At 67.0% G+C, this 25,313-nt stretch carries 24 protein-coding genes; 20 read left to right on the top strand and 4 right to left on the bottom strand.

Going from position 1 to position 25,313, the window contains the following annotated elements; all coding sequences use genetic code 11:
- Positions 1 to 177 precede the first annotated feature (177 nt).
- Together Y900_RS03935 and Y900_RS03930 are read left to right on the top strand one after the other, a co-directional pair.
- Positions 178 to 828, top strand: a complete 651-nt coding sequence (locus tag Y900_RS03935; protein ID WP_036339254.1) for a response regulator — start codon at positions 178 to 180, stop codon at positions 826 to 828.
- Positions 825 to 2,033, top strand: a complete 1,209-nt coding sequence (locus Y900_RS03930; protein WP_036339250.1) for a GAF domain-containing sensor histidine kinase — start codon at positions 825 to 827, stop codon at positions 2,031 to 2,033. The genes Y900_RS03935 and Y900_RS03930 overlap by 4 nt, the downstream gene beginning before the upstream one ends.
- Positions 2,034 to 2,035: 2 nt before the next feature.
- Here the strand turns inward: Y900_RS03930 and Y900_RS03925 are convergent, their stop codons facing one another.
- On the bottom strand, positions 2,036 to 3,094 hold the full coding sequence (locus Y900_RS03925; RefSeq protein WP_036339246.1) for an AraC family transcriptional regulator: 1,059 nt from the start codon (positions 3,092 to 3,094) through the stop codon (positions 2,036 to 2,038).
- 201 nt (positions 3,095 to 3,295) lie between these two features.
- Here Y900_RS03925 and Y900_RS03920 point away from each other — a divergent pair, with 201 nt between their 5' ends.
- The 9 genes from Y900_RS03920 to Y900_RS03880 all read left to right on the top strand — a co-directional run bounded on the left by Y900_RS03920 (position 3,296) and on the right by Y900_RS03880 (position 11,861).
- Complete coding sequence (locus Y900_RS03920) at positions 3,296 to 3,832, top strand: DUF1641 domain-containing protein (RefSeq protein ID WP_036339243.1); 537 nt, start codon at positions 3,296 to 3,298, stop codon at positions 3,830 to 3,832.
- Positions 3,833 to 3,916: 84 nt separating this feature from the next.
- Complete coding sequence (locus Y900_RS03915) at positions 3,917 to 4,888, top strand: NADH-quinone oxidoreductase subunit B family protein (protein WP_036339240.1); 972 nt, start codon at positions 3,917 to 3,919, stop codon at positions 4,886 to 4,888.
- A gap of 54 nt (positions 4,889 to 4,942) precedes the next feature.
- Positions 4,943 to 6,550 carry a nickel-dependent hydrogenase large subunit gene (locus Y900_RS03910; protein ID WP_036345750.1) on the top strand — a complete coding sequence of 536 codons (1,608 nt, stop codon included), beginning with the start codon at positions 4,943 to 4,945 and terminating at the stop codon, positions 6,548 to 6,550.
- Between the two features lie 104 nt (positions 6,551 to 6,654).
- Positions 6,655 to 7,416: a hydrogenase maturation protease gene (locus Y900_RS03905; protein ID WP_036345748.1), complete on the top strand. Its 762-nt coding sequence runs from the start codon at positions 6,655 to 6,657 to the stop codon at positions 7,414 to 7,416.
- A gap of 5 nt (positions 7,417 to 7,421) precedes the next feature.
- Positions 7,422 to 7,667: a hypothetical protein gene (locus Y900_RS03900; RefSeq protein WP_036345745.1), complete on the top strand. Its 246-nt coding sequence runs from the start codon at positions 7,422 to 7,424 to the stop codon at positions 7,665 to 7,667.
- 13 nt (positions 7,668 to 7,680) lie between these two features.
- Positions 7,681 to 8,946 (top strand): tetratricopeptide repeat protein, encoded by a 1,266-nt coding sequence (locus Y900_RS03895; RefSeq protein ID WP_051659867.1) that lies wholly within the window; start codon positions 7,681 to 7,683, stop codon positions 8,944 to 8,946.
- Positions 8,930 to 9,820, top strand: a complete 891-nt coding sequence (locus tag Y900_RS03890) for a NifU family protein (protein WP_036339237.1) — start codon at positions 8,930 to 8,932, stop codon at positions 9,818 to 9,820. The genes Y900_RS03895 and Y900_RS03890 overlap by 17 nt, the downstream gene beginning before the upstream one ends.
- Entirely contained in the window at positions 9,817 to 11,028 is a 1,212-nt protein-coding gene (locus Y900_RS03885; protein WP_051659866.1) for an NHL repeat-containing protein, read from the top strand. Before Y900_RS03890 ends, Y900_RS03885 begins: the two co-directional genes overlap by 4 nt.
- Positions 11,025 to 11,861, top strand: a complete 837-nt coding sequence (locus tag Y900_RS03880; protein WP_036339234.1) for a hypothetical protein — start codon at positions 11,025 to 11,027, stop codon at positions 11,859 to 11,861. The genes Y900_RS03885 and Y900_RS03880 overlap by 4 nt, the downstream gene beginning before the upstream one ends.
- Before the next feature lie 12 nt (positions 11,862 to 11,873).
- Here the strand turns inward: Y900_RS03880 and hypB are convergent, their stop codons facing one another.
- Positions 11,874 to 12,653 carry a hydrogenase nickel incorporation protein HypB gene (hypB, locus tag Y900_RS03875; protein WP_036339231.1) on the bottom strand — a complete coding sequence of 260 codons (780 nt, stop codon included), beginning with the start codon at positions 12,651 to 12,653 and terminating at the stop codon, positions 11,874 to 11,876.
- A 24-nt stretch (positions 12,654 to 12,677) separates the two neighbouring features.
- Complete coding sequence (locus Y900_RS03870) at positions 12,678 to 13,013, bottom strand: hydrogenase maturation nickel metallochaperone HypA (RefSeq protein WP_036339228.1); 336 nt, start codon at positions 13,011 to 13,013, stop codon at positions 12,678 to 12,680.
- Positions 13,014 to 13,271: 258 nt separating this feature from the next.
- Here Y900_RS03870 and hypF point away from each other — a divergent pair, with 258 nt between their 5' ends.
- Genes hypF through hypE form a run of 4 tightly spaced genes read left to right on the top strand, consistent with a single transcriptional unit; the run spans position 13,272 to position 18,010 of the window.
- Positions 13,272 to 15,602, top strand: coding sequence for a carbamoyltransferase HypF (hypF, locus tag Y900_RS03865; protein WP_036345739.1), 2,331 nt, complete (start codon positions 13,272 to 13,274; stop codon positions 15,600 to 15,602).
- A complete protein-coding gene (locus tag Y900_RS03860; RefSeq protein ID WP_036339226.1) occupies positions 15,575 to 15,850 on the top strand; it encodes a HypC/HybG/HupF family hydrogenase formation chaperone in 276 nt (91 codons plus the stop codon). Before hypF ends, Y900_RS03860 begins: the two co-directional genes overlap by 28 nt.
- The gene (gene hypD, locus Y900_RS03855; protein ID WP_036339224.1) at positions 15,847 to 16,947 is read left to right on the top strand and encodes a hydrogenase formation protein HypD; all 1,101 of its coding nucleotides are present in this window, start codon (positions 15,847 to 15,849) and stop codon (positions 16,945 to 16,947) included. The genes Y900_RS03860 and hypD overlap by 4 nt, the downstream gene beginning before the upstream one ends.
- Positions 16,940 to 18,010 carry a hydrogenase expression/formation protein HypE gene (gene hypE / locus Y900_RS03850; RefSeq protein WP_036339222.1) on the top strand — a complete coding sequence of 357 codons (1,071 nt, stop codon included), beginning with the start codon at positions 16,940 to 16,942 and terminating at the stop codon, positions 18,008 to 18,010. Before hypD ends, hypE begins: the two co-directional genes overlap by 8 nt.
- A 51-nt stretch (positions 18,011 to 18,061) precedes the next feature.
- Here hypE and Y900_RS03845 read toward each other — a convergent pair whose 3' ends face one another.
- Positions 18,062 to 19,048 (bottom strand): SDR family NAD(P)-dependent oxidoreductase, encoded by a 987-nt coding sequence (locus Y900_RS03845; protein ID WP_036339219.1) that lies wholly within the window; start codon positions 19,046 to 19,048, stop codon positions 18,062 to 18,064.
- A gap of 183 nt (positions 19,049 to 19,231) precedes the next feature.
- Between Y900_RS03845 and Y900_RS03840 the strand changes: the two genes are divergently transcribed.
- The 5 genes from Y900_RS03840 to Y900_RS03820 all read left to right on the top strand — a co-directional run bounded on the left by Y900_RS03840 (position 19,232) and on the right by Y900_RS03820 (position 25,306).
- Complete coding sequence (locus tag Y900_RS03840) at positions 19,232 to 20,887, top strand: nitric oxide reductase activation protein NorD (protein WP_081845267.1); 1,656 nt, start codon at positions 19,232 to 19,234, stop codon at positions 20,885 to 20,887.
- 63 nt (positions 20,888 to 20,950) lie between these two features.
- Positions 20,951 to 21,793: a CbbQ/NirQ/NorQ/GpvN family protein gene (locus Y900_RS03835; RefSeq protein WP_036339213.1), complete on the top strand. Its 843-nt coding sequence runs from the start codon at positions 20,951 to 20,953 to the stop codon at positions 21,791 to 21,793.
- A gap of 13 nt (positions 21,794 to 21,806) precedes the next feature.
- Positions 21,807 to 22,925 (top strand): ABC transporter substrate-binding protein, encoded by a 1,119-nt coding sequence (locus Y900_RS03830; protein WP_036339210.1) that lies wholly within the window; start codon positions 21,807 to 21,809, stop codon positions 22,923 to 22,925.
- Between the two features lie 5 nt (positions 22,926 to 22,930).
- Positions 22,931 to 24,064, top strand: a complete 1,134-nt coding sequence (locus Y900_RS03825) for a spirocyclase AveC family protein (protein WP_036339207.1) — start codon at positions 22,931 to 22,933, stop codon at positions 24,062 to 24,064.
- A 27-nt stretch (positions 24,065 to 24,091) separates the two neighbouring features.
- Positions 24,092 to 25,306: a cytochrome P450 gene (locus Y900_RS03820; RefSeq protein WP_036339204.1), complete on the top strand. Its 1,215-nt coding sequence runs from the start codon at positions 24,092 to 24,094 to the stop codon at positions 25,304 to 25,306.
- Positions 25,307 to 25,313: the final 7 nt, after the last annotated feature.

The following is a 25,313-nucleotide window of genomic DNA, read 5'->3' as shown; positions in this document are numbered from 1 at the left end:
CCCCCGTTCAGGGGAGAGGCGGGTGACCTCCTCACCCGCCCCGCGCTGGTGACACCGCTGGCCGGTACGGCGAATTTCGGGCGAAATCACCTGTGGCAGTGGGTTTTCTGTGTAGTTGACAGGTGTCTAGTGGCATTGCGGTCCGGCGGGCGTGGTTGCGGCACTACGGTGTTGTCCATGACGGTGCGGGTGGTGCTGGTCGACGATCACGAAATGGTCATCGAAGGCCTCAAGGCGATGCTCGCGCCGTTCGGTGATCGTGTCGAGGTGGTGGGCGAAGCGGTGGGTGCCGAGAAGGCCATGGCCGTCATCGTCGATCTGCAACCCGACATCGTGTTGTGCGATGTACGGATGCAGGGTGCCAGCGGTCTGGACCTGTGCCGGGAGATCCGCAAGCGCGATCCCCAGCGCAAAGTCATCCTGCTCTCGGTCTACGACGACGAGCAGTACCTCTTCCAGGCCATGCGTGTCGGCGCATCGGGCTATCTACTCAAGGGCATCAGCAGCGACGAGCTGGTACGCCAGCTGGAAGGTGTGCACGCAGGCTCGACGGCGATCGACGCCGGGCTGGCAGCGCGGGCGGCGGAGACCGCGGCGCGGCTGCAGAGTGACCAGTTCTGGCCCGGCGCCCGGCACGGCCTCACCCAGCGCGAGAGCGAGATCCTGTCGCTGGTGGTGACCGGGCTGTCGAATCGGGGAATCGCAGGCAAGCTGGTGATCGGTGAGGAGACCGTCAAGACCCACCTCAGTTCCATTTATCGCAAACTGGGAGTCAGTGACCGCACCAGCGCCGCGGCAACAGCCTTGCGGGAAGGCATTTTCCGATGAGCAGTCGCTCCGGCGGCGTCAGCCCGCACGCCGTGCACGGGCTGGTCGACGCCGACCGGGAAGTCGCTCTGCTGCTCGACATCATCGCCGCGACCTCGAGCGGGCCCGAGGTGGAACCGATGGCCGCAGCGGTGGCTCGGATGATCACCGCGGCAACGGCATCCGACGTCTGCTTCGTGCACGTCCTGGACGACACCGACCAGTCGCTGACACTGGCCGGCGCCACCCCGCCGTTCGACGAGCAGGTGGGCCGTATCCGGATGCCGCTGGGGTCGGGCGTCTCCGGGTGGGTCGCCAGCCACCGCGAACCCGTGGTGATCGTCAGCGACAAGGAGGCCGATCCGCGTTACGTCCCGATCGCGGCGTTGCGCGGCAAGGACTTTGCCTCGATGGCGTCGGTACCGATGGAGACCGAGCCCGGCGGTCTGGTGGGGGTGCTCAACGTGCACACCATCGAACGGCGCGACTTCACCCCGCGCGACATCGAGCTGCTCCTCGTCATCGGCCGGCTGATCGCCGGTGCCCTGCACCAGGCCCGGCTGCACCGGCAGCTGTCGGCACGTGAACGCGCGCACGAGAATTTCGCCGAACAGGTGATCGCCGCTCAGGAAAGCGAACGCCGCAGGCTGGCCGGTGACATTCACGACGGCATCTCGCAGCGTCTGGTCGGGCTGACCTACCGGCTGGATGCGGCGGCCCGGGCCGTCGACGACCTGGATCAACCGGCGGCCGCCGAGCAGCTGGAAAAGGCAAGGGATCTGGTCGATCTCACGCTGGCCGAAGCCCGGTCGGCGATCGGCGGGCTGCGGCCGCCGGTCCTCGACGACCTCGGTCTGTTGGGCGGCCTGGCCAGCCTTGCCACCTCGATCCCCGAGGTCGACCTGGACCTGCACCTGGCCGACGAGCGGTTGCCCGAGCACATCGAGGTTGCGCTGTATCGCATTGCACAGGAGTGCTTTCAGAACGTCGTCAAGCATTCTCGTGCGTTGGTCGCCACCGTGACGTTCACCGTGCGGGACGGGGTCGCCAGGCTCGAGGTGGTCGACAACGGGGTGGGATTCGAGACCGGACCGCTCTCGTCGTCGGGTGGGTACGGCATGCTCTCGATGGCTGAACGTGCCGAGCTGGTCGGCGGCACCCTGACCGTCAGGTCGCGCCCCGGGGCGGGGACCACCGTCACGGTGAGCATCCCCGTCGAGGGCTGAACTCAGCGCCGAAGCGTGCCCGAAGGGGCTTCGCCCCAACGCTTTCGGTATTCGACGGCGAAACTGCCGAGGTGGTTGAAGCCCCACCGCTCGGCCACCTGCGTCACCGTCACGCCGTCGGCGGGGATGGCGTCGGTCAGTTCCTCGTGCACCCGTTCCAGGCGGCGCTCCCGCACGTAGGTCATCGGCGTCATCCCCAGCTCCTCGCGGAACCCCTGCTGAATCGACCGGACGCTCATGTGCACGGCCTTGGCCACCGACTCCATGGTGATCCGCTCGGCGAGGTGGTCCTCGATGTAGCTCATGGCGTTCTGGACGACGGCGCGGCGCTGGTCGGGCTGGGCCGGCGCCAAGAATTCCGCGTGATAGTTCGACGGTTGCAGATGCAACAGGCTGCTGATCACGAAGTCCTCGACCGCGCCGATGCCCTGGCCACGCTGGATGAGTGATCCCTCGTGGAACACCTCGGTGTGGATCAGCTGCACCGCGGCGTGCCAGCGCATGGCGGCCTCGGTGGCCATGTCGAACTCCGGGTCGAACACCAGCGGGCGATCCAAGGCACGACCCAGCAACCTGGTCAGATGGGCGTCCAGTGCCCGCTCCTCGATCCGGATGATCAGCTGTGGGGAGTCGTGGTCGAACTCCATCCGCAGCGATGCGCCCGGGCTGCTCACCACGGAACGGATGGTGTTGGCCTCGAAGGAGTGGCCGCGGTGTTCGACCAACGCCCGGCCGTTCATCGGCATGTGCACCGCATAGTGCGGTCCGACCATCGGAATCTCGACGGCCGCTGCGACATGCAGGTCGAGGTACAGCAGGCTGACGTTGCGCAGCCGGACGCCGTGCATGGTCGCCGCGAAGCCGGTCGCGTCGCCTGCGACGGTGAGCTGAAGGGGCCCCAGGGTTTTGGCGATCAGCCTTGAGGCGGTTTTCACGTCCTCGGTGTAGAAGATCTCATTGTCGGCCAGCGCCGGGGGGACGCCGCGCGAGCGCACCTTGCGCCGAACCGGATTGCTGGTGCGCCGAACGTCGATGTAGCCGAGCCGGGTGAGCCGGGACATCAGGGCCTACCCGGGTGAACTCGCCGCGGAAGACAGCCCGCCGCTAATGTCCGTCGCAATCGATCCGCCAGCCTCTCAAACATCGGTCGCGCTTGAGCGCGGGTAATTGTTCGTAATTCTGACAGTCATTGCGCGAAAGCGATAGGCAGCCAAGCTCCGGACGGCTACCTTCGGTTCAGGCCATACTGCCGGGAGGTGCGCATGACAGCTAACGGGCAGGCGGTTTCCGTCACCCCAGCGGACACCCTCCGCGATCGACTCGACGACCCCCATGTCGCGGCCGCACTCAACACCCTGCTCGACCACGCCGACGTGCTGGCCGTCCTGCTCAGCGGCCTCGACGGCTTCCTCGGCCGTGGCGACACCATCACCGACTCGGTGTCCGCTGCGGTCGCCGAGCTACGGGGCGCCTCGTCGGCGGCTGTGGTCCCCGGTGCCGATGCGCTCAAGGGTGTCGATCTGCAGAGCCTCGCCACCAGTCTGGCCTCGCTGTCGGGCTCCGTCGTCACTGCCGCGCCCGCGCTGAACACCGTGCTGTCCTCGGGCCTCACCAAGCCGGAGACCGCTGCGGTGCTCGCCTCCATCGGCGACGCCCTCGGTGACGGCAAGGCCGGTGCGGCGAACCCACCCAAGGGCATCTACGGACTGTGGAAGGCCACCAAAGACCCTGACTTCGCGCGCGGTCTCGGCTTCCTCATCGCCGTCGCCACATCCTTCGGCCGCCGGGTGAACCGGTAGTGCCCGCCCGTATGTCGCTCATGCGGTTGACCTTTGGTCGTCAATTCCGACCTGGCCCAAGGTCGCTCTCTGAGAGGAGTTCGAATGGCTTCTGTTCTGTGGTTCCAAGGAGGGGCGTGTAGTGGCAACACCATGTCTTTCCTCAACGCGGAGGAACCCAACGTCGTCGACCTGATCGTCGACTTCGGCCTGGATCTGATCTGGCACCCGTCGCTCGGGCTGGAACTCGGCAAGAACGCCCAGAAGGTGTTCTGGGACTGCGCCAAAGGCGAACGCCCGCTGGACATCTTCGTCTTCGAGGGCACCGTCATCGAAGCGCCCAACGGAACCGGGCGGATGGACATGTTCGCCGACCGGCCGATGAAGGACTGGGTGACCGACCTGGCCGGCGCCGCTCAGATCGTCGTGGCGATCGGAGACTGCGCCTGCTGGGGCGGCATCCCCGCGATGGAGCCCAACCCGTCGGCCTCAACCGGTCTGCAGTTCCACAAGCGGGACAAGGGCGGTTTCCTCGGGCCTGACTTCCGCTCCAAGATGGGACTTCCCGTCATCAACATTCCGGGCTGTCCCGCGCACCCCGACTGGATCACCCAGATCATCGTGGCGCTCGCCACCGGGCGCGCCGGTGACATCGCCCTCGACGAACTGCACCGGCCCGAGACGTTCTTCAAGACATTCACCCAAACCGGCTGCACCCGTGTGCAATTCTTCGAATACAAGCAGTCGACGATGTCGTTCGGCGAGGGCACCCGAACGGGCTGCCTGTTCTACGAGTTCGGCTGCCGCGGGCCGATGACGCACTCTCCGTGCAATCGCATCCTGTGGAACCGGCAGTCGTCCAAGACCCGCGCCGGCATGCCGTGCCTGGGCTGCACAGAGCCGGAATTCCCGCATTTCGACCTGGCGCCCGGAACGCTGTTCAAGACCCAGAAGGTCGGCGGTGTGATCCCCAAGGAAGTGCCGGAGGGATCCGATCACCTGACGTACATGGCACACGCGGCGGCCGCCCGGATCGCCGCGCCGCAGTGGTCCAAAGAGGACATGTTCGTCGTCTAGACGCGGCGAAACCGCCAGCCCTGGTTCAGCTCTCACCTCTTGGAGGACTATCTCATGACCGCGCTCGACCTTTACGTCAGCCCACTGGGCCGTGTCGAGGGTGACCTCGACGTCCGGGTCACCATTGACGACGGCGTCGTGACGTCGGCATGGACGGAGGCCGCGATGTTCCGCGGCTTCGAGATCATCCTGCGGGGCAAGGACCCGCAGTCCGGTCTCGTCGTGTGCCCCCGCATCTGCGGGATCTGCGGCGGCAGCCATCTGTACAAGTCGGCCTACGCCCTGGACACCGCGTGGCGCACTCACATGCCGGCGAACGCGACGCTGATCCGCAACATCGCCCAGGCATGCGAAACGCTGCAGTCGATTCCCCGCTACTTCTATGCGCTGTTCGCCATCGACCTGACCAACAAGAACTACGCCAAGTCCAAGATGTATGACGAGGCGGTTCGCCGTTTCGCGCCCTACGTCGGCACCAGTTACCAACCGGGAGTGGTGCTGTCGAACAAGCCGGTCGAGGTGTATGCGATCTTCGGCGGGCAGTGGCCGCATTCGAGCTTCATGGTGCCCGGCGGTGTCATGTGTGCGCCGACGCTGTCGGACGTGACCCGCTCGATCGCGATCCTGGAGCACTGGAAGGACAACTGGCTCGAAGGCCAGTGGCTGGGCTGCAGCATCGACCGCTGGCTGGAGAACAAGACGTGGGACGACGTTCTGGCCTGGGTCGACGAGAACGAGTCCCAGTACAACAGCGACTGCGGCTTTTTCATCCGCTATTCCCTTGATATCGGCCTGGACAAGTACGGCCAGGGGGTCGGCAACTACATCGCCACCGGTACCTACTTCGACCCGACGCTGTACGAGAACCCCACCATCGACGGTCGCAACGCCGCGCTGATCGGCCGGGGCGGGATCTACGCCAAAGGCCAGTGGTACGAGTTCGATCAGGCCAACGTTCGCGAGGACGTCGCCCACTCGTTCTACGAGGGCAGCACGCCGCTGCACCCGTTCGACGGCGAGACCATCCCGGTGGACCCCGAAGAGGGCAGGAAGCAGGGCAAGTACAGCTGGGCCAAGTCGCCGCGCTATGCCGTCGGAGACCTGGGCACGATTCCGCTCGAGGCGGGTCCGCTGGCCCGGCGGATGGCCGCGGCCGGCCCGAACGCCGGAGCGCATCAGGACAACGACCCGCTCTTCGGTGACATCTACGCCAAGATCGGCCCCAGTGTGTTGGTGCGCCAGCTGGCCCGGATGCATGAGGCGCCCAAGTACTACAAGTGGGTGAGGTCCTGGCTCGACCAGCTGGACCTGAAGGAGAGCTTCTACACCAAGCCCGTCGAATTTGCCGAGGGCAAGGGATTCGGCTCCACCGAGGCGGCCCGCGGCTCGCTCAGTGACTGGATCGTGCTGGAAGACAACAAGATCAAAAACTACCAGGTCGTCACCCCGACAGCGTGGAACATCGGGCCACGGGACGGCAACGAGGTTCTGGGCCCCATCGAGAAGGCGTTGGTGGGTTCACCGATCGTCGATCCCGACGATCCGGTCGAGCTCGGACATGTGGCACGCAGCTTCGACTCCTGCCTGGTGTGCACCGTGCACGCCTACGACGGCAAGACAGGCAAGGAGCTCTCGAAGTTCGTCATCAACGGAATGGTGTGATCCCGGCGGTCGAGCCTGGGGCACACGACTCCCACAGCAACCCAGGCGGTTCCGATATCAGCAACCCCTCGCTCGATATCGGGCCGCCTGGGTGTGCGGTTCTGGTGGTGGGCTGCGGCAACCTGCTGCGCGGTGACGACGGTGTCGGACCGGTTCTGGTCCGGCACCTCTGGGAGCGGGGCGTGCCGGCCGGCGCTCGTCTGGTCGACGGCGGCACCGCGGGCATGGACGTCGCGTTCCAGATGCGCGGCGCCGAGCGCGTCGTCATCGTCGATGCCTCGGCTACGGGTGCGACGCCGGGGACCATCTATTGCGTCCCCGGCGAGGAGCTGGCCGACCTGCCGCCCCTGCAGGGCTTGCACACCCACTCTTTCCGGTGGGATCACGCGATCGCGTTCGCGCACTGGGCGCTGGCCGATGCCTGCCCCAGCGATATCACGGTGTTCCTGATCGAGGCGGGCGGCGTCGAGCTGGGCGCCGACCTCTCCGAGCCGGTGCAGGCGGCGATGGAACAGGTGATCGATGTTCTCGAGCGGGACTTTTTGGGGCCGCTGCGACCTCCGCTCGGCGACGACGTCTCGGTACAGTTCACCGACGACGGATATCTGCGCCTCGATGCGGCATTGGCGGCCAACCGATTCCCCTCGGATGCCGTCGCGGCGATGGTGCGCGGCGACGACCTCTGGTTGTTCCCGCTGCGCGGGCCTCGCAGCGGGGGGTTGTTGCTCAAACAGCGCAACCCCGCGGGCGATCGGTCCCTGCTGATCCGTGAAGTGCTGGCGGATCGCCTCGTCACCGGCGTTCATCAGGCATCCTGGGACGATGCCCAACAGGCGTTGCGGATTCCGCTGGAGTCGGCGCGGTGATCGTGATGTGTGACGAGCCACGGCCGAAGACCACCGTCCGCAACGACAGCTCCTCCGACGAGGCCGTGGATGTGCAGACCGTCGTCGTGGAAGAACGGGGCCGGTGGGCGGTCGACATCGTCGTGGTCTTCGCCGACGGGGTGGTGCGCAAGCGCATCGACACCCACCACACCAAAGCCCGCGCCGAACTGTCGGCCCGACTGATCAAGCGCGCCGCCGAGCGCGATATCCGCGGACCCATCCACGGATGACGGGAGACGAGCAGTGACCGCCCTTGCCAACACCGAACCGGTGGACACCGACATCATCGCGGTGCGACCGCAACCGCTCGGAGCCTTCCCACTCCCGCTGGGATACCTGCTGATTCCGGCATCGGCCGACACCGAGGACGCCCGCACCGCGCTGCTCGCCGGCAACGTACCGCAGTGGCCCGATGCGCTGCGAGCACACGAGCTGGCGCTGGCCGGTGATCGGGACGGCGCCCTGGCTGTTCTGGATGGCGACGACCCGGTCAGCCGATACAACCGTTTCGTGATGGACCCCGACGGCGACGATCCCGCGGAATTGCGGTCACTGCTCGGCGAATTCGGAGTTCTCGTCGACGTCGTGCTGTTCGCCGTCGACCGCTCGGACGTCGCACCGGAGCTGGGTTCAGCAGGCGCCGAACTCGCGGCCCTGGTGCTGTCGACCCAGGCCAGTAGCGCGTTCAACGACGGTGACGCGGCCCGGGCCACCGCGCTGCTCGACCAGGCGGCCGACGAGGCGGCCGCGGTGTCCACGCCGCTGTACGGGGTGCTGCTCGGTGCGGCGGCGTCGATCGCCGCCCACGGCGGCCATCCCGATGCCGTTCGGCGTTTCGAGATGGCGCTGAAGGGCCTCGAGGGTGCTGACGGTCTGCGGGTCGCTCGGGCCGAACTGCACCTGAACCTGGCGGGACTGTTACACGAACAGGCGCCGGAGCGGCCCGAGCTGCTGGCGGCTGTTGTGCCGCATTACCATTCGGCGCTTCAGTTGGTGCTGCGCGAGGAGGCCCCGTTGTTGTGGGCGTCGGCGCACGCCAACCTGGCGACCGCTTACCTCACCATGCCGATGACGGAGGCGTCCGGCCAGCTGCGGTTGGGGATCGCGGCGCAGTCGCTGCGATCGGCGCTCAAGGTCTACACCCGCGAGGACTACCCCGAGCAGTGGGCCAGCGTGCAGCTGAATCTGGCGAACTCACTGGTGTACACCCCGTCGAAGCACCAGGCCGACAACCTGGTCGAGGCCGTCGAACTGTACGAAGCGGTCCTCGACGCGCGCAGCCGGGACAGCGATCCGATGGGCCGGGCACGCGTGCTGGCCAATCAGGGCAACGTGTTGGCGCACCTCGGTTCCTTCGATCAGGCGAAAGCCAAACTTGACGAAGCCCGGTTCCTGTTCGAGGAGCTCGGCGACGGCGATTCGGTTCGGGCGGTTCGCGGCGTCCTCGACGAGATAGCCCGGCAGGTCGCGCTGGGCAGGACGGACGGCAGCGATGTCGACAACCACTGAACGGCCGCTCGCCGAGGCGACTTTCGAAGAACTCGCCAAGCGTGTGGACGACGCGGTCGCCGCACTGGGCGACCTGGATCCGTCGGCACGCGCGGTTGCCGAAGAGCTCAAAGCGGCGATCGAGCAGATCCACCGGGCCGGGCTGGTGACCATGGTGCGCCGGATGCGGTCCGACGACCCCGCACGGGACGTGTTGTTCGAATTGGTGGACGATCCCACCGTGCATCTGTTGCTGTCGTTGCACGGGATCGTGCGACCCGATCCGGTCACCCACGCCAATCAGGTCCTGGCCTCGGTGCGTCCGCAACTGCACAGCCACGGCGGGGACGTGACCCTGGTGCGGGTCGACGATGGCACGGCGTACGTCCGCCTGGAGGGAGCGTGCAACGGCTGTTCCATGTCGGCGGTGACATTGCGCAACCTGGTGGAAGAGGCTCTGGTGCAGGGTGTTCCGGCGATCTCCGCAGTGGAGGTGCTGCCGAACGAGCCGACACCGACACTGATTCCCATCGAGGCGCTACGGATCGGGCGTGACCCGGCCGGTGACGGCTGGGTCGAGGTGGGCCCGGCCGCTGGCCTGGCCGTCGACGATCTGTCACCGCTGAGCGTGACGACAGCTGACGGCGAGCGCGCCGAGGTCATCGTGGTCAATGCGGGCCGGCGACTGTCGGCCTACCGCAACGAGTGTGCGCACGAAGCGCTTCCGCTGGACAACGCGATCCTCGATCTGGAGACCAACACGCTGACCTGTCCGTGGCACGGCTTCTGCTATGACGCGACGTCGGGGGAGTGTCTCAGCGCGCCCGGCGCCCAGCTCGAACAGTTGCCGTTGCGTGTCGACGACGGTGTCGTCTGGGTTCGCGTCGGCGGATGAGCCGCTACACCGTCCGGCACAACGTGAGCGGACTGGGCACCCGCGTCGACGTGATACCCGATGTCGATCGCACCGGCGGCTGGTCACCCGCGCTGTGGCTGGGCGCGCCGGCACCCGGCGGCCTGGCACTTCCGCCGGCGAAACCGTCCCTGTCCTGGATGTATTCGCCGCGCGGCGTGTTTCTCGGCGACCGGCACCTGGTGGTGGCCGACTCGGGAAACCATCGCGTCCTGATCTGGCACGGCATACCCGACGACGACGAGCAGCCCGCCGATGTCGTGCTCGGACAACCGGATGGTGAGTCGGAGGGCCGAGCGGCCGGCGGTCGCGGTCCCGAACGCGGAATGAACCTGCCGACCGGGGTTCTGGTGCACGACGGCCGGCTCGTCGTCGCCGATGCCTGGCATCACCGGATCCTGGTGTGGAACACCGTGCCGCAGACGAGTGACGTGGCGCCCGACCTCGTGCTCGGCCAGCCCGATGCTGCCTCGGTGGTGGAGAACCGCGGAGGTGAATGCTCGGCGTCGACCCTGTATTGGCCGTTCGGAATCGGTATGGTCGGCCCGGCGTTCTGGGTTGCCGACACCGGCAATCGCCGGGTTCTCGGGTGGCGCAACGGGATACCCGACGCTGATCAGCCGGCAGATGTCGTGCTGGGTCAGCCCGACGCGGCGACGCGGGAGGAGAACCGAGGCGGTGCCGTCGGTCCGGCCACGTTCCGCTGGCCCCACGACATCACCGGTCGCGGCGACCTGCTGCTGGTCGCCGACGCAGGCGATCACCGGCTGCTGGGGTGGTCACCCCCGCCGGAGGCCGACCGGGACGCCGATTCCGTGCTCGGCCAGCCGGATTTCACCAGCGCGCTCGAATGGCCCTATGGACCGCACACCTCGGACCGGTTGCGCTTCCCCTATGCGGCGTGCCTGGATCGCGAGCGGCTGGCCGTGGCTGATACCGCCAACAACCGAGTTCTGCTGTGGGACGGCATGCCTGACGATGGCCGCGGCGCCGATCACGTGCTGGCCCAACCGGATTTCGGCTCCAACGGCGAGAATCGGTGGACCTCGGTGCAGCGCGACACGCTCTGCTGGCCGTACGGCCTGTCGCTGCGTGGGGACACGCTGGCGGTCGCCGACTCCGGCAACAACCGGGTGATGATCTGGCGGCAGACGATGAGCGCGTGCGCGAAGAGCATCGAGCCGACGTGAGACCGCGAATCATCCAGGGAGACGACCAGATCGGGTTCTACTGGTCGACTCCGACCGGCAGCCCGACGTCGCTGCAGGCCCTGGTCGCCGTCGACGACGAACCGGACCGTCTGATGGCCACCCACCTCGAAGCGCTCGACGATGCGCTCATCATCGCCGCAGGCCGCTTCGGTGAGGTCTTGGGGGGTGGGCGGCCACCCGCCGATGCCGACCAACGTGACGGCCTTGTCGAGCTGTACCGAACCCTCGACCGGTTGTGCCTCGAATTCGCGACGGCACAGGAGTTGACCGGATTCGGTGTTGACCTGCGGGCCGGAAAGATCGTCGGCACGGCCGCCTTGTTCTCGATCCGGGCACGCCTTCCGCTGGACCTGCTCGGACCCGCGCCGTTCGACGGTGAACTCGACGATCCGTCCATCGGCGTCATCGGTGGCTTCGGCGAATTCCACCACGTCGATCCGGACACGCCATGGAAGGGCGGCCGCTGGGTGGTCCGTACCGAAGCGGGCCAACGTTTTCCCCTCACTTTGGCGATGCTGTTCTTCGACAGCTCCGGGGTCAACAAGGATGCCGCGCGCAAGGAACATCGCGACGCGTTACAGGCGGTGGTCACGGCCGCACGTTCCCCGGCTGCCGATCCGTTGACAGTGAGCTGTGCGGTGGACTGGCTGCTGTATGACTGGCTGATGGCGCACCGCGAAGACCCGGATAGCGCGGAGATCGTCTTCCCCAAGGGATACGAGGACGACGCCGCTTTGGTGGTTTCGGCTGCAGCGACGTCAGTTTCCGCGCGGGCAACGTTCGATCCCGGCCTGCTGGGGCTGATCGCGTGATCGCGTGTCCGCTCAGGGCGCGGTGGCCGCCCCGGACGCAAAGCGGCGAAGCCACTCGAACCAGGCCGCCATGCCCTCGCCGGTGCGTGCACTCACCGGCAGGATCGTCGCCGTCGGATTGACCTCCCGGACCCGCGAGATGTAGGTGCCGACATCGGCATCCAGGTGGGGCGCCAGGTCGATCTTGTTCAGCAGCACGATGTCGACGGAGCGGAACATCACCGGGTATTTCAGCGGTTTGTCTTCGCCCTCGGTCACCGAGTACACCATCGCTTTGGCGTGCTCGCCGACGTCGAACTCTGCGGGGCACACCAGATTGCCGACGTTCTCGATGATCACCAGATCCAGCTGCGGCAGGTCCAGGCCCTGCAGCGCGCGGTTGACCATCGGGGCGTCCAGGTGGCACTCGCCGCCGAAACCGTTGTTGGTGTTGAGCAGGGAGATCTGTGCGCCGCGACCGCCGAGCTTGGCGGCGTCGAGGTCGGTCGCGATATCGCCCTCGATCACGCCGACGGCGAGATCGTCGGCCAGCTCGTCGAGGGTGGCGGCCAGCACCGTCGTCTTCCCTGAACCCGGCGAGCTCATCAAGTTGAGCGCGCGGATTCCGTTGCTCTCGAAGGCTGCCCGGTTGATGTCGGCCCGGGTGTCGTTCTCGGCGAAGATGTGTTCGAGCACCTCGATCCGCTGCGAGCCGGTGACATAACCGCTGTGGTCGCCGTGGTCGCCGTGGTCGTGGTCATCGTGCTCGTGGCTGTGCACGGTGCCGTCGTCGTGACGATGAAACCTACCCATACTGACCACCTTTCGCTTCGCAGGTCATGTCACGTCCAGTGAGGTGACCAGGAACTCGTTGCCCCGAACGATTTCCACGTCGGCGCTCTCACACTGCGGGCAGGACACCGTCCAGCGGGAGGCGATCTCCGAATGCTGCCCACAGCTGTGGCAGGACACCTCCGCGGCGACGAACTCGAGCTCCAACTCGGCCTCGGGCATGCTCTCGTGATCGCGGACCAGCGTCCAGCAGAACGACAATGAGTCGGGCACCACCTGCCGCAGGGCGCCGATCTGGACCCGCACCACATCGACACGGCGGCCGGCCGCGTAGGGTCGCACCACCCCGGCAATTGCATGGCACAGCGACAATTCGTGCACTGTCGATCTTTCCGTTTTCCGAGTCGGGCAGGCCTGCACCCTACAGCGCCCCGCCGCCGCAGCCGAGGGCCTTTTGGACGGAAAAACGCAGACTTTCGCTGCGAGATTGTGATTGTGGACCCAGCATCGCGGGATTAGCGTGGTGGTGATCCACCCGCGTGGACAGCCCATCGGCGCGAGTGGCCTTCATCTGCTCAGGAGGTTCATGAGCATCGACTACTACCGGCGTTGTCCGGGGCCCGAGCCGACGGCGATCCGATGACTGTGCGGGTGCGTCTGGACATCGCCGGGGTGGTGCAGGGCGTGGGTTTCCGCCCGGCGGTGGCGCGGATCGCGGCCGAATACCGGCTCGGCGGATTCGTGTACAACGACGCGGGGTCGGTGCACTGCGAGCTGGAGGGCCCGGCCGCCGACGTCGAGGCGGCGATCGAGGCGATCCGGTACCGAACCCCGCCGATGGCGCGCATCGACGACCTGTCCCGTCGGCACCTGGAACCGCACGGCGACAACGGTTTTGAGATCATCGGTAGCCAATGCGGCGACGAGTCGCGCACCCTGGTTCCACCCGACATCGCGGTGTGCGCGGACTGTCTGCGCGAAATGCGGGACACGGCCGACCGCCGCTACGGGCACCCGTTCATCACCTGCACCAACTGCGGACCGCGCTACACCGTGATCACCGATCTGCCGTACGACCGGCCCGCGACCACGATGGCCGGTTTCCCGATGTGCCCGGCATGCGAGGCCGAGTACCACGATCCGCTGGATCGCCGCTATCACGCGCAGACCATCGCCTGCCCGGAGTGCGGGCCTCGGCTGACGTGGCGGCCCGCCGGCGGCTCGCCGAACACCGACGATCCGATCGGTGCGGCGGTGGCCGCGCTGCGGGCCGGACTTATCGTCGCGGTCAAGGGAATCGGCGGCTTCCATCTGGCCTGCCGAGCCGACGATTTCGCCGCCGTCGCCGAACTGCGCCGGCGCAAAAGCCGGCCGGCCAAGCCGTTCGCGGTGATGGTCGCCGACCTGGCCGGCGCCGGCGAGATCGCCGTGCTCGACGACGCGGTGTCGACCACCCTGACCGCGCCGTCGGCTCCCATCGTGCTGGTCGGCAGCCGGCTGGGGACGGTGGTTGACGGTGTTGCTCCGGGCTTGACCGAGGTGGGTGTGATGCTCGCCTACTCACCGGTGCACCACCAGTTGTTCGATCGGCTGGGCCGTGTTCCGCTGGTGATGACGTCGGCGAACCGGGGGGGCTCGCCCATCGTGTTCCGCGATGACGATCTCGGCTGGATCGACGGGCTCGCCGACGCCGTGCTCACCCATGACCGTCCCATCCACGTGCCGTGCGAGGACTCGGTGGTGATGATCGACGACCGCGGTGCGCACGTGCCGCTGCGACGCTCGCGCGGATACGCCCCGCTGCCGGTGTCGGTGCCCGGCCCGCTACCGGAACGGGTCATCCTCGCCACCGGCGGCGACTTGAAAACCACTTTCTGTCTGGTGGGCGCGGACGGCCACGCCCACATGTCCGCCCATCTGGGCGATATGGCCGACCCGCGGACCCAGGGCTGCTTCGAGGCGGCGCTGGAGCATCTGGCGTTCATGACCGATCGCACCCCGGACGTGATCGCCTGTGACCTGCACCCCGGGTACGCCACCACCGCGTGGGCGCGGCGCTACGCCGAGGGCCGGCCCGTCGTCGCCGTCCAGCACCATCACGCCCACGCCATCTCGCTGCTCGCCGAACACCGACGGCTGGGTACGCCGGTCATCGCGGTCGCCTACGACGGCACGGGCTACGGCACCGACGGCACCATCTGGGGCGGCGAACTGCTGGCGATCACCGACGCCGCCCGCTTCACCCGGGTGGGTCACCTTCGACCTTTCGCGCTGCCCGGCGGTGACGGTGCCGTGCGCAATCCCGCCCGGACCGCTCTCGACCTGCTGCACCGGGCCGGCATCGAGTGGGCCGGCGACCTGCCGTCGGTGGCGGCGCTCGACGAGAGGTCGCTGCACATCCTGCGCCAGCAGATCCCGCGCGGCCTGGGCTGCGTCTCCACCACCAGCATGGGGCGGCTCTTCGACGCGGTGTCCAGCCTGCTCGGCGTCTGCCAGCAGGTCAGCTATGAAGGCCAGGCGGCGGTGGAGCTCGAGCACCTGGCTCGCCGGGGCGACGCGAGTCCGTTGGACTTCCGCGTCGCCGATGGTGTGCTGGACCCCGCGCCGGTGATCACGGGGATCGTCGAGGGGCTGCGGCGCGGTACACCGGCTGCTGACCTGGCCGCCGGCTTCCACGACGCGGTGATCCGCGCGACCGCGATGGCAACCGCTGAATGCGCTCGCGCGGTGGGGATTTCGGTCATCGGACTGACTGGCGGCGTGTTCGCCAATCGCCTTGTGCTGCAGGGCCTGCGGCAGGTGCTCACCGCGGGCGGCTTCGAGGTGCTCAGTCACCGGGTCGTGCCGTGCAATGACGGTGGGCTGGCGCTGGGCCAGGCCACCATCGCCGCCGCGACGCTCGCCGATGGGCGCGCCTCGGCTGTATCGGAAAGGAACGGCGTATGTGCCTCGGAATCCCCGGCAAGGTGATCGAAATCTGGGAGGAGGCCGGCACCCGGATGTCGACCGTCGACTTCGGCGGAACCACCAAAACCGTGTGCCTGGCATATCTGCCCGACATGGAGATCGGCGAATACACCATCGTCCATGCGGGTTTCGCGATCACCCGACTCGATGAGGACTCGGCCAACGAAACGTTGCGGATGTTCCGAGAACTCGGCGTGCTCGACGAGGAACTCGGTGGCGCCGAGGGGCAGGGCAGGCGGGAGCCGGCATGAAGTATCTCGACGAGTTCCGCGATCCGGCCGCCGCCAGGACTCTGGTCGACGCAATCCGGCGCCAGGCCAGTCGCCCCTGGACGATCATGGAAGTGTGTGGCGGGCAGACGCATTCGATCATCCGGAACGGCATCGATCAGCTGCTCGACGGTGCGGTCGAGTTCATTCACGGTCCGGGGTGCCCGGTGTGCGTCACCCCGCTGGAGATGATCGATCGGGCCTTGGAGGTAGCCGCCCGCGACGACGTCATCTTCTGTTCGTTCGGCGACATGCTGCGGGTGCCCGGTAGCCGCCACGACCTGTTCAGTGTGCGCGCCCGCGGGGGTGATGTCCGGATCGTCTACTCGCCCTTGGACGCCACCCGAATCGCCGCCGACAACCCTGACAAGCAGGTGGTGTTCTTCGGCGTCGGGTTCGAGACCACCGCCCCCGCCAACGCCATGGCGGTGCTGCACGCCCAACGGCTTGGCCTGACCAATTTTTTGGTGCTCATCTCACACGTTCTGGTACCTCCCGCGATGACGGCGATCCTCAGTTCGCCGACCAACCGGGTGCAGGGGTTCCTGGCCGCCGGCCATGTCTGCACCGTGATGGGCACCGCGGAGTACGGGCCGCTCGTGGAGAAGTTCGGCGTACCCATCGTGGTAACCGGGTTCGAGCCGCTGGACCTGCTCGAAGGCGTGCGGCAGGTGGTCGATCAGCTCGAATCGGGCAAGGCCGAACTGCGCAACGCCTATCCGCGGGCGGTCAGCGACGCCGGCAACACGGTGGCGCAGCAGACGCTTGCCGAGGTGTTCACCGTGGTCGATCGGCAGTGGCGCGGGATCGGCATGATCCCGAAGTCAGGGTGGGCGCTCTCGCCGCGCTACGCCGAATTCGATGCCGAACTCAAGTTCGGCGTGGGGCACCTGCAGGTACAGGAGTCCGCCGAGTGTCACGCCGGGGAGGTGCTGCAGGGCTTGCTCAAGCCCAACGAGTGCCCGGCATTCGGCACCAGCTGTACGCCCCGTACCCCGCTGGGCGCCACGATGGTGTCCAGTGAGGGAGCGTGCGCGGCGTATTACCAATTCCGGCGGTTGGGGGCCGCTCATGTCTAATTCGGTGGGTATCGATCCGTCGGATTGGGTGTGTCCGTTGCCATTACGTGAGACCAAACGTATTGTGCTCGGCCACGGCGGCGGCGGGATTTTGTCCGAGGAGCTGATCGAGAATCTGTTCCTGCCTGCCTTCGGCTCTGATGGTGGCCCGGCTCGTGACTCCGCGGTGCTGGCCGTTGCCGGTGGGCGGATTGCCCTGACCACCGATTCGTATGTGGTCAACCCGCTGTTCTTTCCGGGCGGCAACATCGGGGACTTGGCGGTAAATGGAACGATCAACGACCTCGCGATGAGCGGTGCTCAGCCGCTGGGGTTGACTGCCGGCTTCATCATCGAGGAGGGTTTGGAGCTCGAGGTGCTCGGGTCCGTCGCTCAGACGATGGGCAAGGCGGCCGCTGATGCGGGCGTCGGCATCGTGACCGGCGATACCAAGGTCGTCGGAAGAGGCAGTGCGGACGGTCTTTTCGTCAATACCGCCGGTGTCGGTGTGATACCCCACGGCGTCCGCATCGGGCCTGAGCAAGCCCGTCCCGGTGACCACGTGATCGTGTCCGGCAATCTCGGTGAGCATGGCGTGGCGATCATGAGTGTGCGCGAAGGAATCGACTTCGGGACGACGGTGGTCACCGACAGTGCGCCGCTACATCTATTGGTGGCGGCGATGCTGGCGGCGGTGCCCGACCCGAACGTCGTACACACCCTGCGTGATCCGACCCGCGGGGGACTGGTCGCCTCGACCGTCGAGATCGCCCGCGCCGCCGGTGTCGGCGTCGAACTCGACGAGCACCGGATTCCGATTCCTGATGCGGTGTCGTCGGCCTGCAGCTTCCTCGGGCTCGATCCGCTGCAGGTTGCCAACGAGGGCAAGTTGGTGGCTTTCGTCGACCCGGCGCACAGCGATGCCGTGTTGGCGGCAATGCGATCCCGGCGCGAAGGCGAGGGGGCGGTTGTTATCGGCCGGGTGGTTGCCGACCACCCGGGCATGGTGGTCGGGCGCACCGCGTTCGGCACCACCCGGGTGATCGAACGTGAACTGGGCGAACAACTTCCGCGGATCTGCTGAGCCGTCAGCCCACAGCGGCGGGCGTACGGCCGGCGCGACGCGGTCGCGGAATCAGTTTCGGGACATCGTCTTCGGCGGTTCCGGAAACAAGACGTCGGCACCGCCCGGCATCGGGCTGATGCCGCGGCGATCACAGACCTCGAGGACCTCGTCGACGATCGACTCCGGCACGATGAACTTCTCGGTGGCCGATATCTGGTCGAGATTGCCCGAGATGTCCTCGGCTGACGGCACGGTGCCGACATCGGCCAGCCACCCTTCGCTGAGCCCGATGAACGCCCGCGCGTAGCGTCCCGCGCATGCCGAATAGTTGCGATGGGTGAACGTGCACGCCGTACTCGCCAGGAACACCACCAGCGGGACCACCAGTTCCGGCCTGATAGCGCGCATGAAGCCGGATTCGGTGAGAAACTTCTCGTCGCCGACGGTCTCGGTCACCATCCGGGAGAACCCCGTGGGGAGTACGGAGTTGGCGCGAATTCCGTGCGCTTGCCCCTCGATCGCAATGACATTCGACAGACCGATGAGACCCGCCTTGGCTGCCGCATAGTGCGCCTCCATCGGCTGGCCGAAGACGCCCGCCGAGGACGAGATGAACACGAAGCGGCCACCACCGGCCGCCCTCATCACCCGGTAGGCAGGCTGTGACAGGTGAAAGCCGCCATCGAGATGGACCCGCAGCATTCGCGTCCAATCGTCCTGCGAGAGCTCGTCGAAGGCGACGCTGCCGAAGATGCCCGCGTTGCTGATGACGGCATCGAGGCGGCCGAACGACGTCATGGCCGCGTCGACGATCGCCGCCCCACCCGCCGCGGTGTCGACCGAGTCGTATGACGCGACCGCGCGTCCTCCGGAACTGGTGATCTCCTCGACCACCGAATCGGCGACCGACGAGTCCACTCCGTCCCCGTGCATGGTCGAACCGAGGTCATTGACGACGACGGCCGCACCCCGCCTGGCCACGTCGAGCGCGTACAACCGGCCGAGCCCACGACCGGCACCGGTCACGATGACTGATTGGCCCGTGAAGTCGATCATGTCGTCACCCTTGTCAATTCGGTTCGGATAACCGCGACCCCGACACCGCGTAATCAGGCAGTTGACTGCTGTTCGATCGAACCCTACGGTGGAACAGATATTTGGTCAACGAGGCCAACGGCCGGTCCGGAAGGACGGAGGTGCTCGGTGGTGGACAACGAGCGACTCGCCCGGCTGGCCCTCATGGCATCGGCTCTGGCGGGGCGCACCGTGGTGGTGGCGCCCGCTGAGCCCGGCTCACCGTCGTGGACCGACGGCCAGCGCATCTTCGTCGATCCCGGCGGCGACCGGTGCGCGATCATCGACGCCATCGCCGTGCAAGCATCGCTCATCGCGGCGGGCAGTCTCGATGCGGAGATCGTCCGAGCGCTGGGTCGCAAGACCCGGCTGGTAGCTCGGTACCTGGCCGTCGAGGGGCGCCGCGCGGTGCTGGCAAACGCCGACGTACTGCCGGGCGTGCTGGCGTCGCCGGCTACACCCGCAGTCGCGGGCGGCAGCCAATCGGCCTCGGAGTCACTGGCGATCGCGAGAGGTTCGGCGCCGATTGTCGAAGCGCCTCCGCATTTCGGGGAGATCCGGCCGAAGCAGGTACTCGAGACGATCAGGCGTGGGGCCAAGGAAACCGACTATGACTCGGTCGGCCACATCCCGAGGCGGGATGGCGTGGCGGAGATCGAGGCACTCGACGACGGTGAATTGATCACGGCGGCAGACGGTCCCGACCTCTTTTCCAGTCCGGTCGGTGGTGGCGGGTTCCTCGGGAGGTGGTTGAAGAAGATGCTGTCGTCCACCCGTGCCGGTAGTTCTGGCGGTGGGCCCCCGGGCGCGGATTCACCGACGCATTGCGCCAACGTGTCCACGCGAGGCGCCCACGCGGTGTCCTCGACCGCGTCAGCGGCGACCGAAGACGGGGCGGACGCTGATGCGAGCGGAATGACCTATCCGGAGTGGGACGTCAACCACATGCGGTACCGCCCGAACTGGTGCACGGTCCGCGAGGTCGAACCCCGGGTGGAGCCCGATGCTTCGGCGGCCATCGCCGACGCCGTCGCGCTTCGCCGCCCGCTCGCGCGCCTCGGCATGGGTCTGCATCGCCGGCACCGGCAGCCGCAGGGCGATGAGATCGACATCGATGCCGCTGTATCCGCACGTGTGGAGGTGCGGGCCGGATCGGTGCCCGATGAATCGGTGTATCTGGACAGCCTGCGCCGCCGCCGCGACCTGTCGGTGCTGGTGTTGCTCGACGTATCGGGTTCGTCGGCGGAGGCCGGGACGCTGGGCAAGACAGTCCATGAACAGCAACGCCGCGCCGCCGCCGATCTGGTCGTGGCGCTGAACGACCTAGGTGATCGTGTTGCGTTGTACGCCTACAACTCTCAGGGCCGCAACGCAGTGAACGTGATGCCGATCAAACGCATGGACGACCATCTGGACACCCGAGTGCTGCGCAAGCTCAACAGCGTTGAACCGGTGGCGTATTCGCGCCTCGGGGCCGCCATCCGGCACGGCACAAGGGTGCTGGAGGAGCGGGGCGGAACGCCGCGACGCCTACTCGTCGTGTTGTCGGACGGCCTTGCCTACGACCACGGTTACGAGCGCGGCTACGGCGCCGCCGACGCGCGCCGGGCACTGACCGAGGCGCGTCGCAGCGGTACGGGGTGTGTGTGTCTGACGGTGGGTGCGAGCGTCGATTCGGCCGAGCTTCGTCGCGTCTTCGGCAGCGCTGCCCATGCGGTGGTGAGCCGTCCGGAACAGCTTCACGGTGTGGTCGGACCGCTGTTCCGGTCAGCCGTCCGCGCAGCTGAGGCCCGGCGACGGGTGCCGGCGGCACGCGCTTGAAACAAACATCTGTTCCGCGATAGGCTGCCTACACCGCAGAACGGCGGGGAAGGAAAGAACGTCATGCCACAGCTCCCGGGCGAGCTCGAGCACCGCAACGGTGCCACGTGTATTCCCGGCGGCGAGCGTCCGTACTACCAGGCGCTCGGCAACGAGGAGGCCGTCTTCAAAGCGGCCTACCGGCAGGGGCTTTCACTGCTGCTGAAAGGTCCCACGGGCTGTGGCAAGACCCGGTTCGTCGAGGCGATGGCCCACGACCTCGGCCGCCCGCTGATCACCGTGGCGTGCCACGACGACCTGACCACCGCCGATCTGGTCGGCCGGTATCTGCTGCGCGGTGACGAGACGGTATGGGTCGACGGGCCGCTGAGCCACGCGGTGCGCGAGGGGGCGATCTGCTACCTCGACGAGGTGGTCGAGGCGCGCCAGGACACGACGGTGGTCCTGCATCCCCTCGCCGATCACCGCCGCCAGCTGCCGATCGAGCGCCTCGGCGTGACGCTCGACGCGGCGCCCGGTTTCGGGCTGGTCGTCTCGTACAACCCGGGCTATCAGAGCGTGCTGAAGGATCTGAAGGACTCCACCCGTCAACGCATGGTTGCCATCGACTTTGGTTTTCCCGCAACCGAAGTCGAGGAGGTGATCGTGACCCGGGAGGCGTCCGTCACCCGCTCGGTGGCAGCTGAACTGGTGCGTTTCGGTCAGGCGGTACGTCGCCTGGAGACGGGCGGACTTCGCGAAGTGGCATCGACGCGGGTGCTGATCGCGGCGGGCAGGCTAGTCGCCGAGGGGTTGCCGATGCGCGACGCCGCCCTCGCCGCGATCGCGGGGCCGCTGACCGACGATGCAGTCGTCAGCCGTGGGCTTGCCGAAATGATCGACATCTACCTCGCCGCACCGGCCTGACCAGGAGACGTCAATGTCTTACGAGAGCACCGCCGAGCCGATCAAGGTCGGCTACCTGATGGACTTCAGGTTGCCCCCCGGCTTTCCCGACGAGCTGCTGTCGTCCTTCACCCGATGCTTTGACCTCGTCTTCGAGGAAGCCATCGCCGACGGCGTCCTCGATCGGCCGGTTCAGATGATCTACAAGGAAGTCGAGGGTCTGCCGAAAGGCAGCGTGAAAGCCGTGATCGACGCCTACGGCGAGCTCGTCGACGAAGGCGCTCTGGTGGTGTTCGGGCCCAACATCACCGACAACTGTGTGCCGCTGCGCGAGGCGATCGAGGACCGTTTCAAGGTCCCTGCCATCAGTGTCACCGGGACCGACGATTGGCTGGGGGAGTGGACCTTCTCGTTTCCCCAGGGCTCGATGACCGACGAGCCGATCTTCATCGCCGATCTCGCGGCCAAGCGCGGCCTGACGAACATCGGTGTGCTGGTCGAACAAAGCCTGATCGGTGAGAGCTACCTGAAGAACCTCCGAAGTGCCTGCCGCCGCAAAGGTATTCGCATCGTCGCCGAGGCTGCTGTCGCGCAGACGGCGCAGGATGTCGACGGGGCGGTCCGCTCGCTGCACGAAGCGAAAGCCGACGCCGTCGTACATCTGGGCTTCGGTTTCGGGATCGTCTTCGTCAATCCGGCGCTAGAGGCGCTCGGCTGGGATCCACCGCGGTTCACCACCACCGCCTTTCAGAACGCCTGGGTCAATCCGATCATGTGGAACGCCTTCATGGGCTGGACCGGGGTCGACCAGTACGACGAGGGCAACCCGATCGGGCAGGCGTGGCTGAACCGGTACGCCGCCCGCTACAACGGCAGCCGGCCCGAATACTGCGTGACGGTGGTCAACCATGACGTCGCCGCGACGCTGGTGCGCGCGTTCGCCGACTCACATCCGCTCAGCCCCCGGGGCGTGAAGGAGGCGCTGGAGCGGGTGAAGATGATGCCGGCCGCCTCCGGTGCGCCGGGAACCCGCGTGTCGCTGGGTAAATGGACGCGGCGCGCGTGGATGGGAGCCGGCTACCTGGTGGCGCGCACGCTCGATCCCGACGGCATCAACTCACACCTGGTCGATCGCTTCGGCGCGGAGGACTGATTTCGATGACAACGCAGGAATCCGCGCCCACACCGCCACCGACGGAAACCCCTCGCGCCGGGCCGAACTGGGGCCGAGTGATCTCGCTGGCTGCCTGGCTCGGCTTTCTCGGCGTGTTCGCAGCGGTCGGGCGTACCCGCGTCGACCCACGGGTGGCCAACCCGAACGTCGAGGGTCGACCCCGCCCCGTCGAATTCCTCAACGGCTGGGATCACTGGCAGCTGGTACCGCAGATCGGTGCAGCACTCATGGTCGCGGTGCTCACGGTCGTCTTCATCCGCGGCTGGCGAAAGAACCCGGGCAGCCCCGTGCTGCTGATGGTGCTGTGCACGACGCTCATCGTGTGGCAGGACCCGATCATGAACTGGTCGCCGTATGCGGTGTACAACCCGGCCTTGGTGCACTGGCCGGAATCCTGGTACCTGATCATGATGTCGCCGACCGTGGAGCCCTTCATCGTGTTCGGCTACGTCACGTTCTACTTCGGGCCGTACTTCCCGGCGATCTGGATTCTGCGCAAGCTGCAGGCCAAGTACGGTCCCGCGTCGTACGTCAGCCGCCGCCCGCTGATCAGCCTCGGCGCCTTGGTGCTGGTCATCGGGTTCATCTTCGATGCGATACTCGAGATCAGCCTGGTCCGGACCGGGTTGTACATCTACTCTCAGGCTATCCCGTTCGGAACGTTGTTCCCCGGCAGCACATTCCAGTTCCCACTGCTCTGGGAGTCGTTGTCGGTGACATTCGTGATGATCCCGGCGGCCATCCTGGTCTACCGCGACGACACCGGGAAGTCGGTTGCGGAGAAGCTCGCCGCCAGGGCCAGGATCTTTCCGGCCAGGCCGGTCCTCGGCACCTTCCTGGTGATGTTCGCGATCATCAACGTCTCGTACTTCGCGTACGGCAGCTGGTTCTGGGTGATCAAGGCCAGCGGCGCCGCCACCTCCGTCGCGTGTCCGTGGCCCTATCCCGAGGCCAAGGTCTACGACCCGCAGGGCAACTACGAGAAGGCGGGGGCGCAGGGTCCGTTCTCGGTGGGCAAGTGGTCGACCTGGCAGCAGGGTCTGCCGGACGGTCGCCCCGACGTGACGCCCCGACCGCCCGGTGAAGGTGCCTGCGCGCCGCCGAATCCTGCTGACTGACCACGAATCCCGATCTAGGAGCCCGGTATGGAACAACTCTTCGACGACCTCGACGACTTCGGTTCGTTCGACGATGTCGTGTCCGGCAACGTGCGCGATCCGTTTCCGGAGCTGGCCCGGCTGCGTCGAGAGGAGCCGGTCCAGCGCATCGAAGGCTCGTCGATGCCCGGGGAAGCCGGCTTACCGGTCTTCATCGTGTACCGCTTCGAAGAAGCCCAGCAGATGCTGCGCGACAACGAGACGTTCTCGTCGGCCGGAGTGATCGCGGCCTTCGGCCCGGTACTGGGCGACGGGGTGATGCTCGGCATGGATGAACCCGTGCACGGCCGGTTGCGCGCGCTGATCTCGAACGCGTTCTCCCAGAAGTCGCTGGCCCGGTTTCAAGACGAACTGGTCGCGCGGGTGGGTGACGAGTTGATCGATGCCTTCGCGGCGAACGGCAAGGCGGATCTGGTGAAAGAGTTCACCTTCACCTATCCGAGCCGGATCATCGCCGGACTGCTGGGGTTGCCCGAGGAGGACTACCCGCAATTCCAACGCTGGTCGATCTCACTGCTGAGCTGGATCGTGAATCCTGAACGGGGACTGGCGGCGTCGGCGGCGCTGGTGGAGTATTACCGGCCGATCCTCGAGGCACGCCGCGCTGAGCCGCGCGACGACCTGATCAGCCTGCTGGCCGCCGCCGAGATCGACGGCTCGAAGCTGGCGGACGAGGAGATCTTCTCGTTTCTGCGACTGCTGCTGCCTGCCGGAGTGGAGACGACGTACCGGTCCCTCGGGAATCTGTTGTTCGCGTTACTGTCCGACCCCGCTCAGCTCGACGCGGTGCGCAACGACCGGTCACTGCTGCCCCAGGCCATCGAGGAGGGGGTGCGGTGGAATCCACCGCTGCTCACCATCACTCGGGTGGCCACCCGCGACACCGAACTGGGCGGGGTGCCGATTCCGGCGGGTGCGTCGGTGATGCCGATGCTGGGGGCGGCGAACCGGCAGGAGGATCGTTGGCCGGATCCCGACAGGTTCGACATCTTCCGCGAACCGCGCAGCAGCCTCGGCTGGGGCTACGGCGTGCACGTCTGCCTCGGCATGCACCTCGCCCGGCTCGAAATGCGCACCGCTGTCAACCTTCTGCTGGACCGACTGCCCAACCTGCGGATGGATCCCGACGGCGATGATCCGCACATCCGCGGGCAGATCTTCCGGTCGCCGACGTCGTTGCCGGTGCTCTTCGATCCTCGGTAGCGAGCGA

Source organism: Mycolicibacterium aromaticivorans JS19b1 = JCM 16368, assembly GCF_000559085.1.
Classification (GTDB): Bacteria; Actinomycetota; Actinomycetes; order Mycobacteriales; family Mycobacteriaceae; genus Mycobacterium; species Mycobacterium aromaticivorans.
The sequence above is the reverse complement of the archived record's forward strand: the minus strand, read 5'-3'. Positions and strand labels throughout refer to the sequence as shown.

What these genes read in the sequence shown, in the direction of transcription:
- Y900_RS03935 (WP_036339254.1), top strand. Translation starts at nt 178, where the DNA reads ATGACGGTGCGGGTGGTGCTGGTCGACGATCACGAAATGGTCATCGAA.
- Y900_RS03930 (WP_036339250.1), top strand. Translation starts at nt 825, where the DNA reads ATGAGCAGTCGCTCCGGCGGCGTCAGCCCGCACGCCGTGCACGGGCTG.
- Y900_RS03925 (WP_036339246.1), bottom strand. Translation starts at nt 3,094, where the DNA reads ATGTCCCGGCTCACCCGGCTCGGCTACATCGACGTTCGGCGCACCAGC.
- Y900_RS03920 (WP_036339243.1), top strand. Translation starts at nt 3,296, where the DNA reads ATGACAGCTAACGGGCAGGCGGTTTCCGTCACCCCAGCGGACACCCTC.
- Y900_RS03915 (WP_036339240.1), top strand. Translation starts at nt 3,917, where the DNA reads ATGGCTTCTGTTCTGTGGTTCCAAGGAGGGGCGTGTAGTGGCAACACC.
- Y900_RS03910 (WP_036345750.1), top strand. Translation starts at nt 4,943, where the DNA reads ATGACCGCGCTCGACCTTTACGTCAGCCCACTGGGCCGTGTCGAGGGT.
- Y900_RS03900 (WP_036345745.1), top strand. Translation starts at nt 7,422, where the DNA reads ATGTGTGACGAGCCACGGCCGAAGACCACCGTCCGCAACGACAGCTCC.
- Y900_RS03890 (WP_036339237.1), top strand. Translation starts at nt 8,930, where the DNA reads ATGTCGACAACCACTGAACGGCCGCTCGCCGAGGCGACTTTCGAAGAA.
- Y900_RS03885 (WP_051659866.1), top strand. Translation starts at nt 9,817, where the DNA reads ATGAGCCGCTACACCGTCCGGCACAACGTGAGCGGACTGGGCACCCGC.
- hypB (WP_036339231.1), bottom strand. Translation starts at nt 12,653, where the DNA reads ATGGGTAGGTTTCATCGTCACGACGACGGCACCGTGCACAGCCACGAG.
- hypF (WP_036345739.1), top strand. Translation starts at nt 13,272, where the DNA reads ATGACTGTGCGGGTGCGTCTGGACATCGCCGGGGTGGTGCAGGGCGTG.
- Y900_RS03860 (WP_036339226.1), top strand. Translation starts at nt 15,575, where the DNA reads ATGTGCCTCGGAATCCCCGGCAAGGTGATCGAAATCTGGGAGGAGGCC.
- hypD (WP_036339224.1), top strand. Translation starts at nt 15,847, where the DNA reads ATGAAGTATCTCGACGAGTTCCGCGATCCGGCCGCCGCCAGGACTCTG.
- hypE (WP_036339222.1), top strand. Translation starts at nt 16,940, where the DNA reads ATGTCTAATTCGGTGGGTATCGATCCGTCGGATTGGGTGTGTCCGTTG.
- Y900_RS03845 (WP_036339219.1), bottom strand. Translation starts at nt 19,048, where the DNA reads ATGATCGACTTCACGGGCCAATCAGTCATCGTGACCGGTGCCGGTCGT.
- Y900_RS03840 (WP_081845267.1), top strand. Translation starts at nt 19,232, where the DNA reads ATGGCATCGGCTCTGGCGGGGCGCACCGTGGTGGTGGCGCCCGCTGAG.
- Y900_RS03835 (WP_036339213.1), top strand. Translation starts at nt 20,951, where the DNA reads ATGCCACAGCTCCCGGGCGAGCTCGAGCACCGCAACGGTGCCACGTGT.
- Y900_RS03830 (WP_036339210.1), top strand. Translation starts at nt 21,807, where the DNA reads ATGTCTTACGAGAGCACCGCCGAGCCGATCAAGGTCGGCTACCTGATG.
- Y900_RS03825 (WP_036339207.1), top strand. Translation starts at nt 22,931, where the DNA reads ATGACAACGCAGGAATCCGCGCCCACACCGCCACCGACGGAAACCCCT.
- Y900_RS03820 (WP_036339204.1), top strand. Translation starts at nt 24,092, where the DNA reads ATGGAACAACTCTTCGACGACCTCGACGACTTCGGTTCGTTCGACGAT.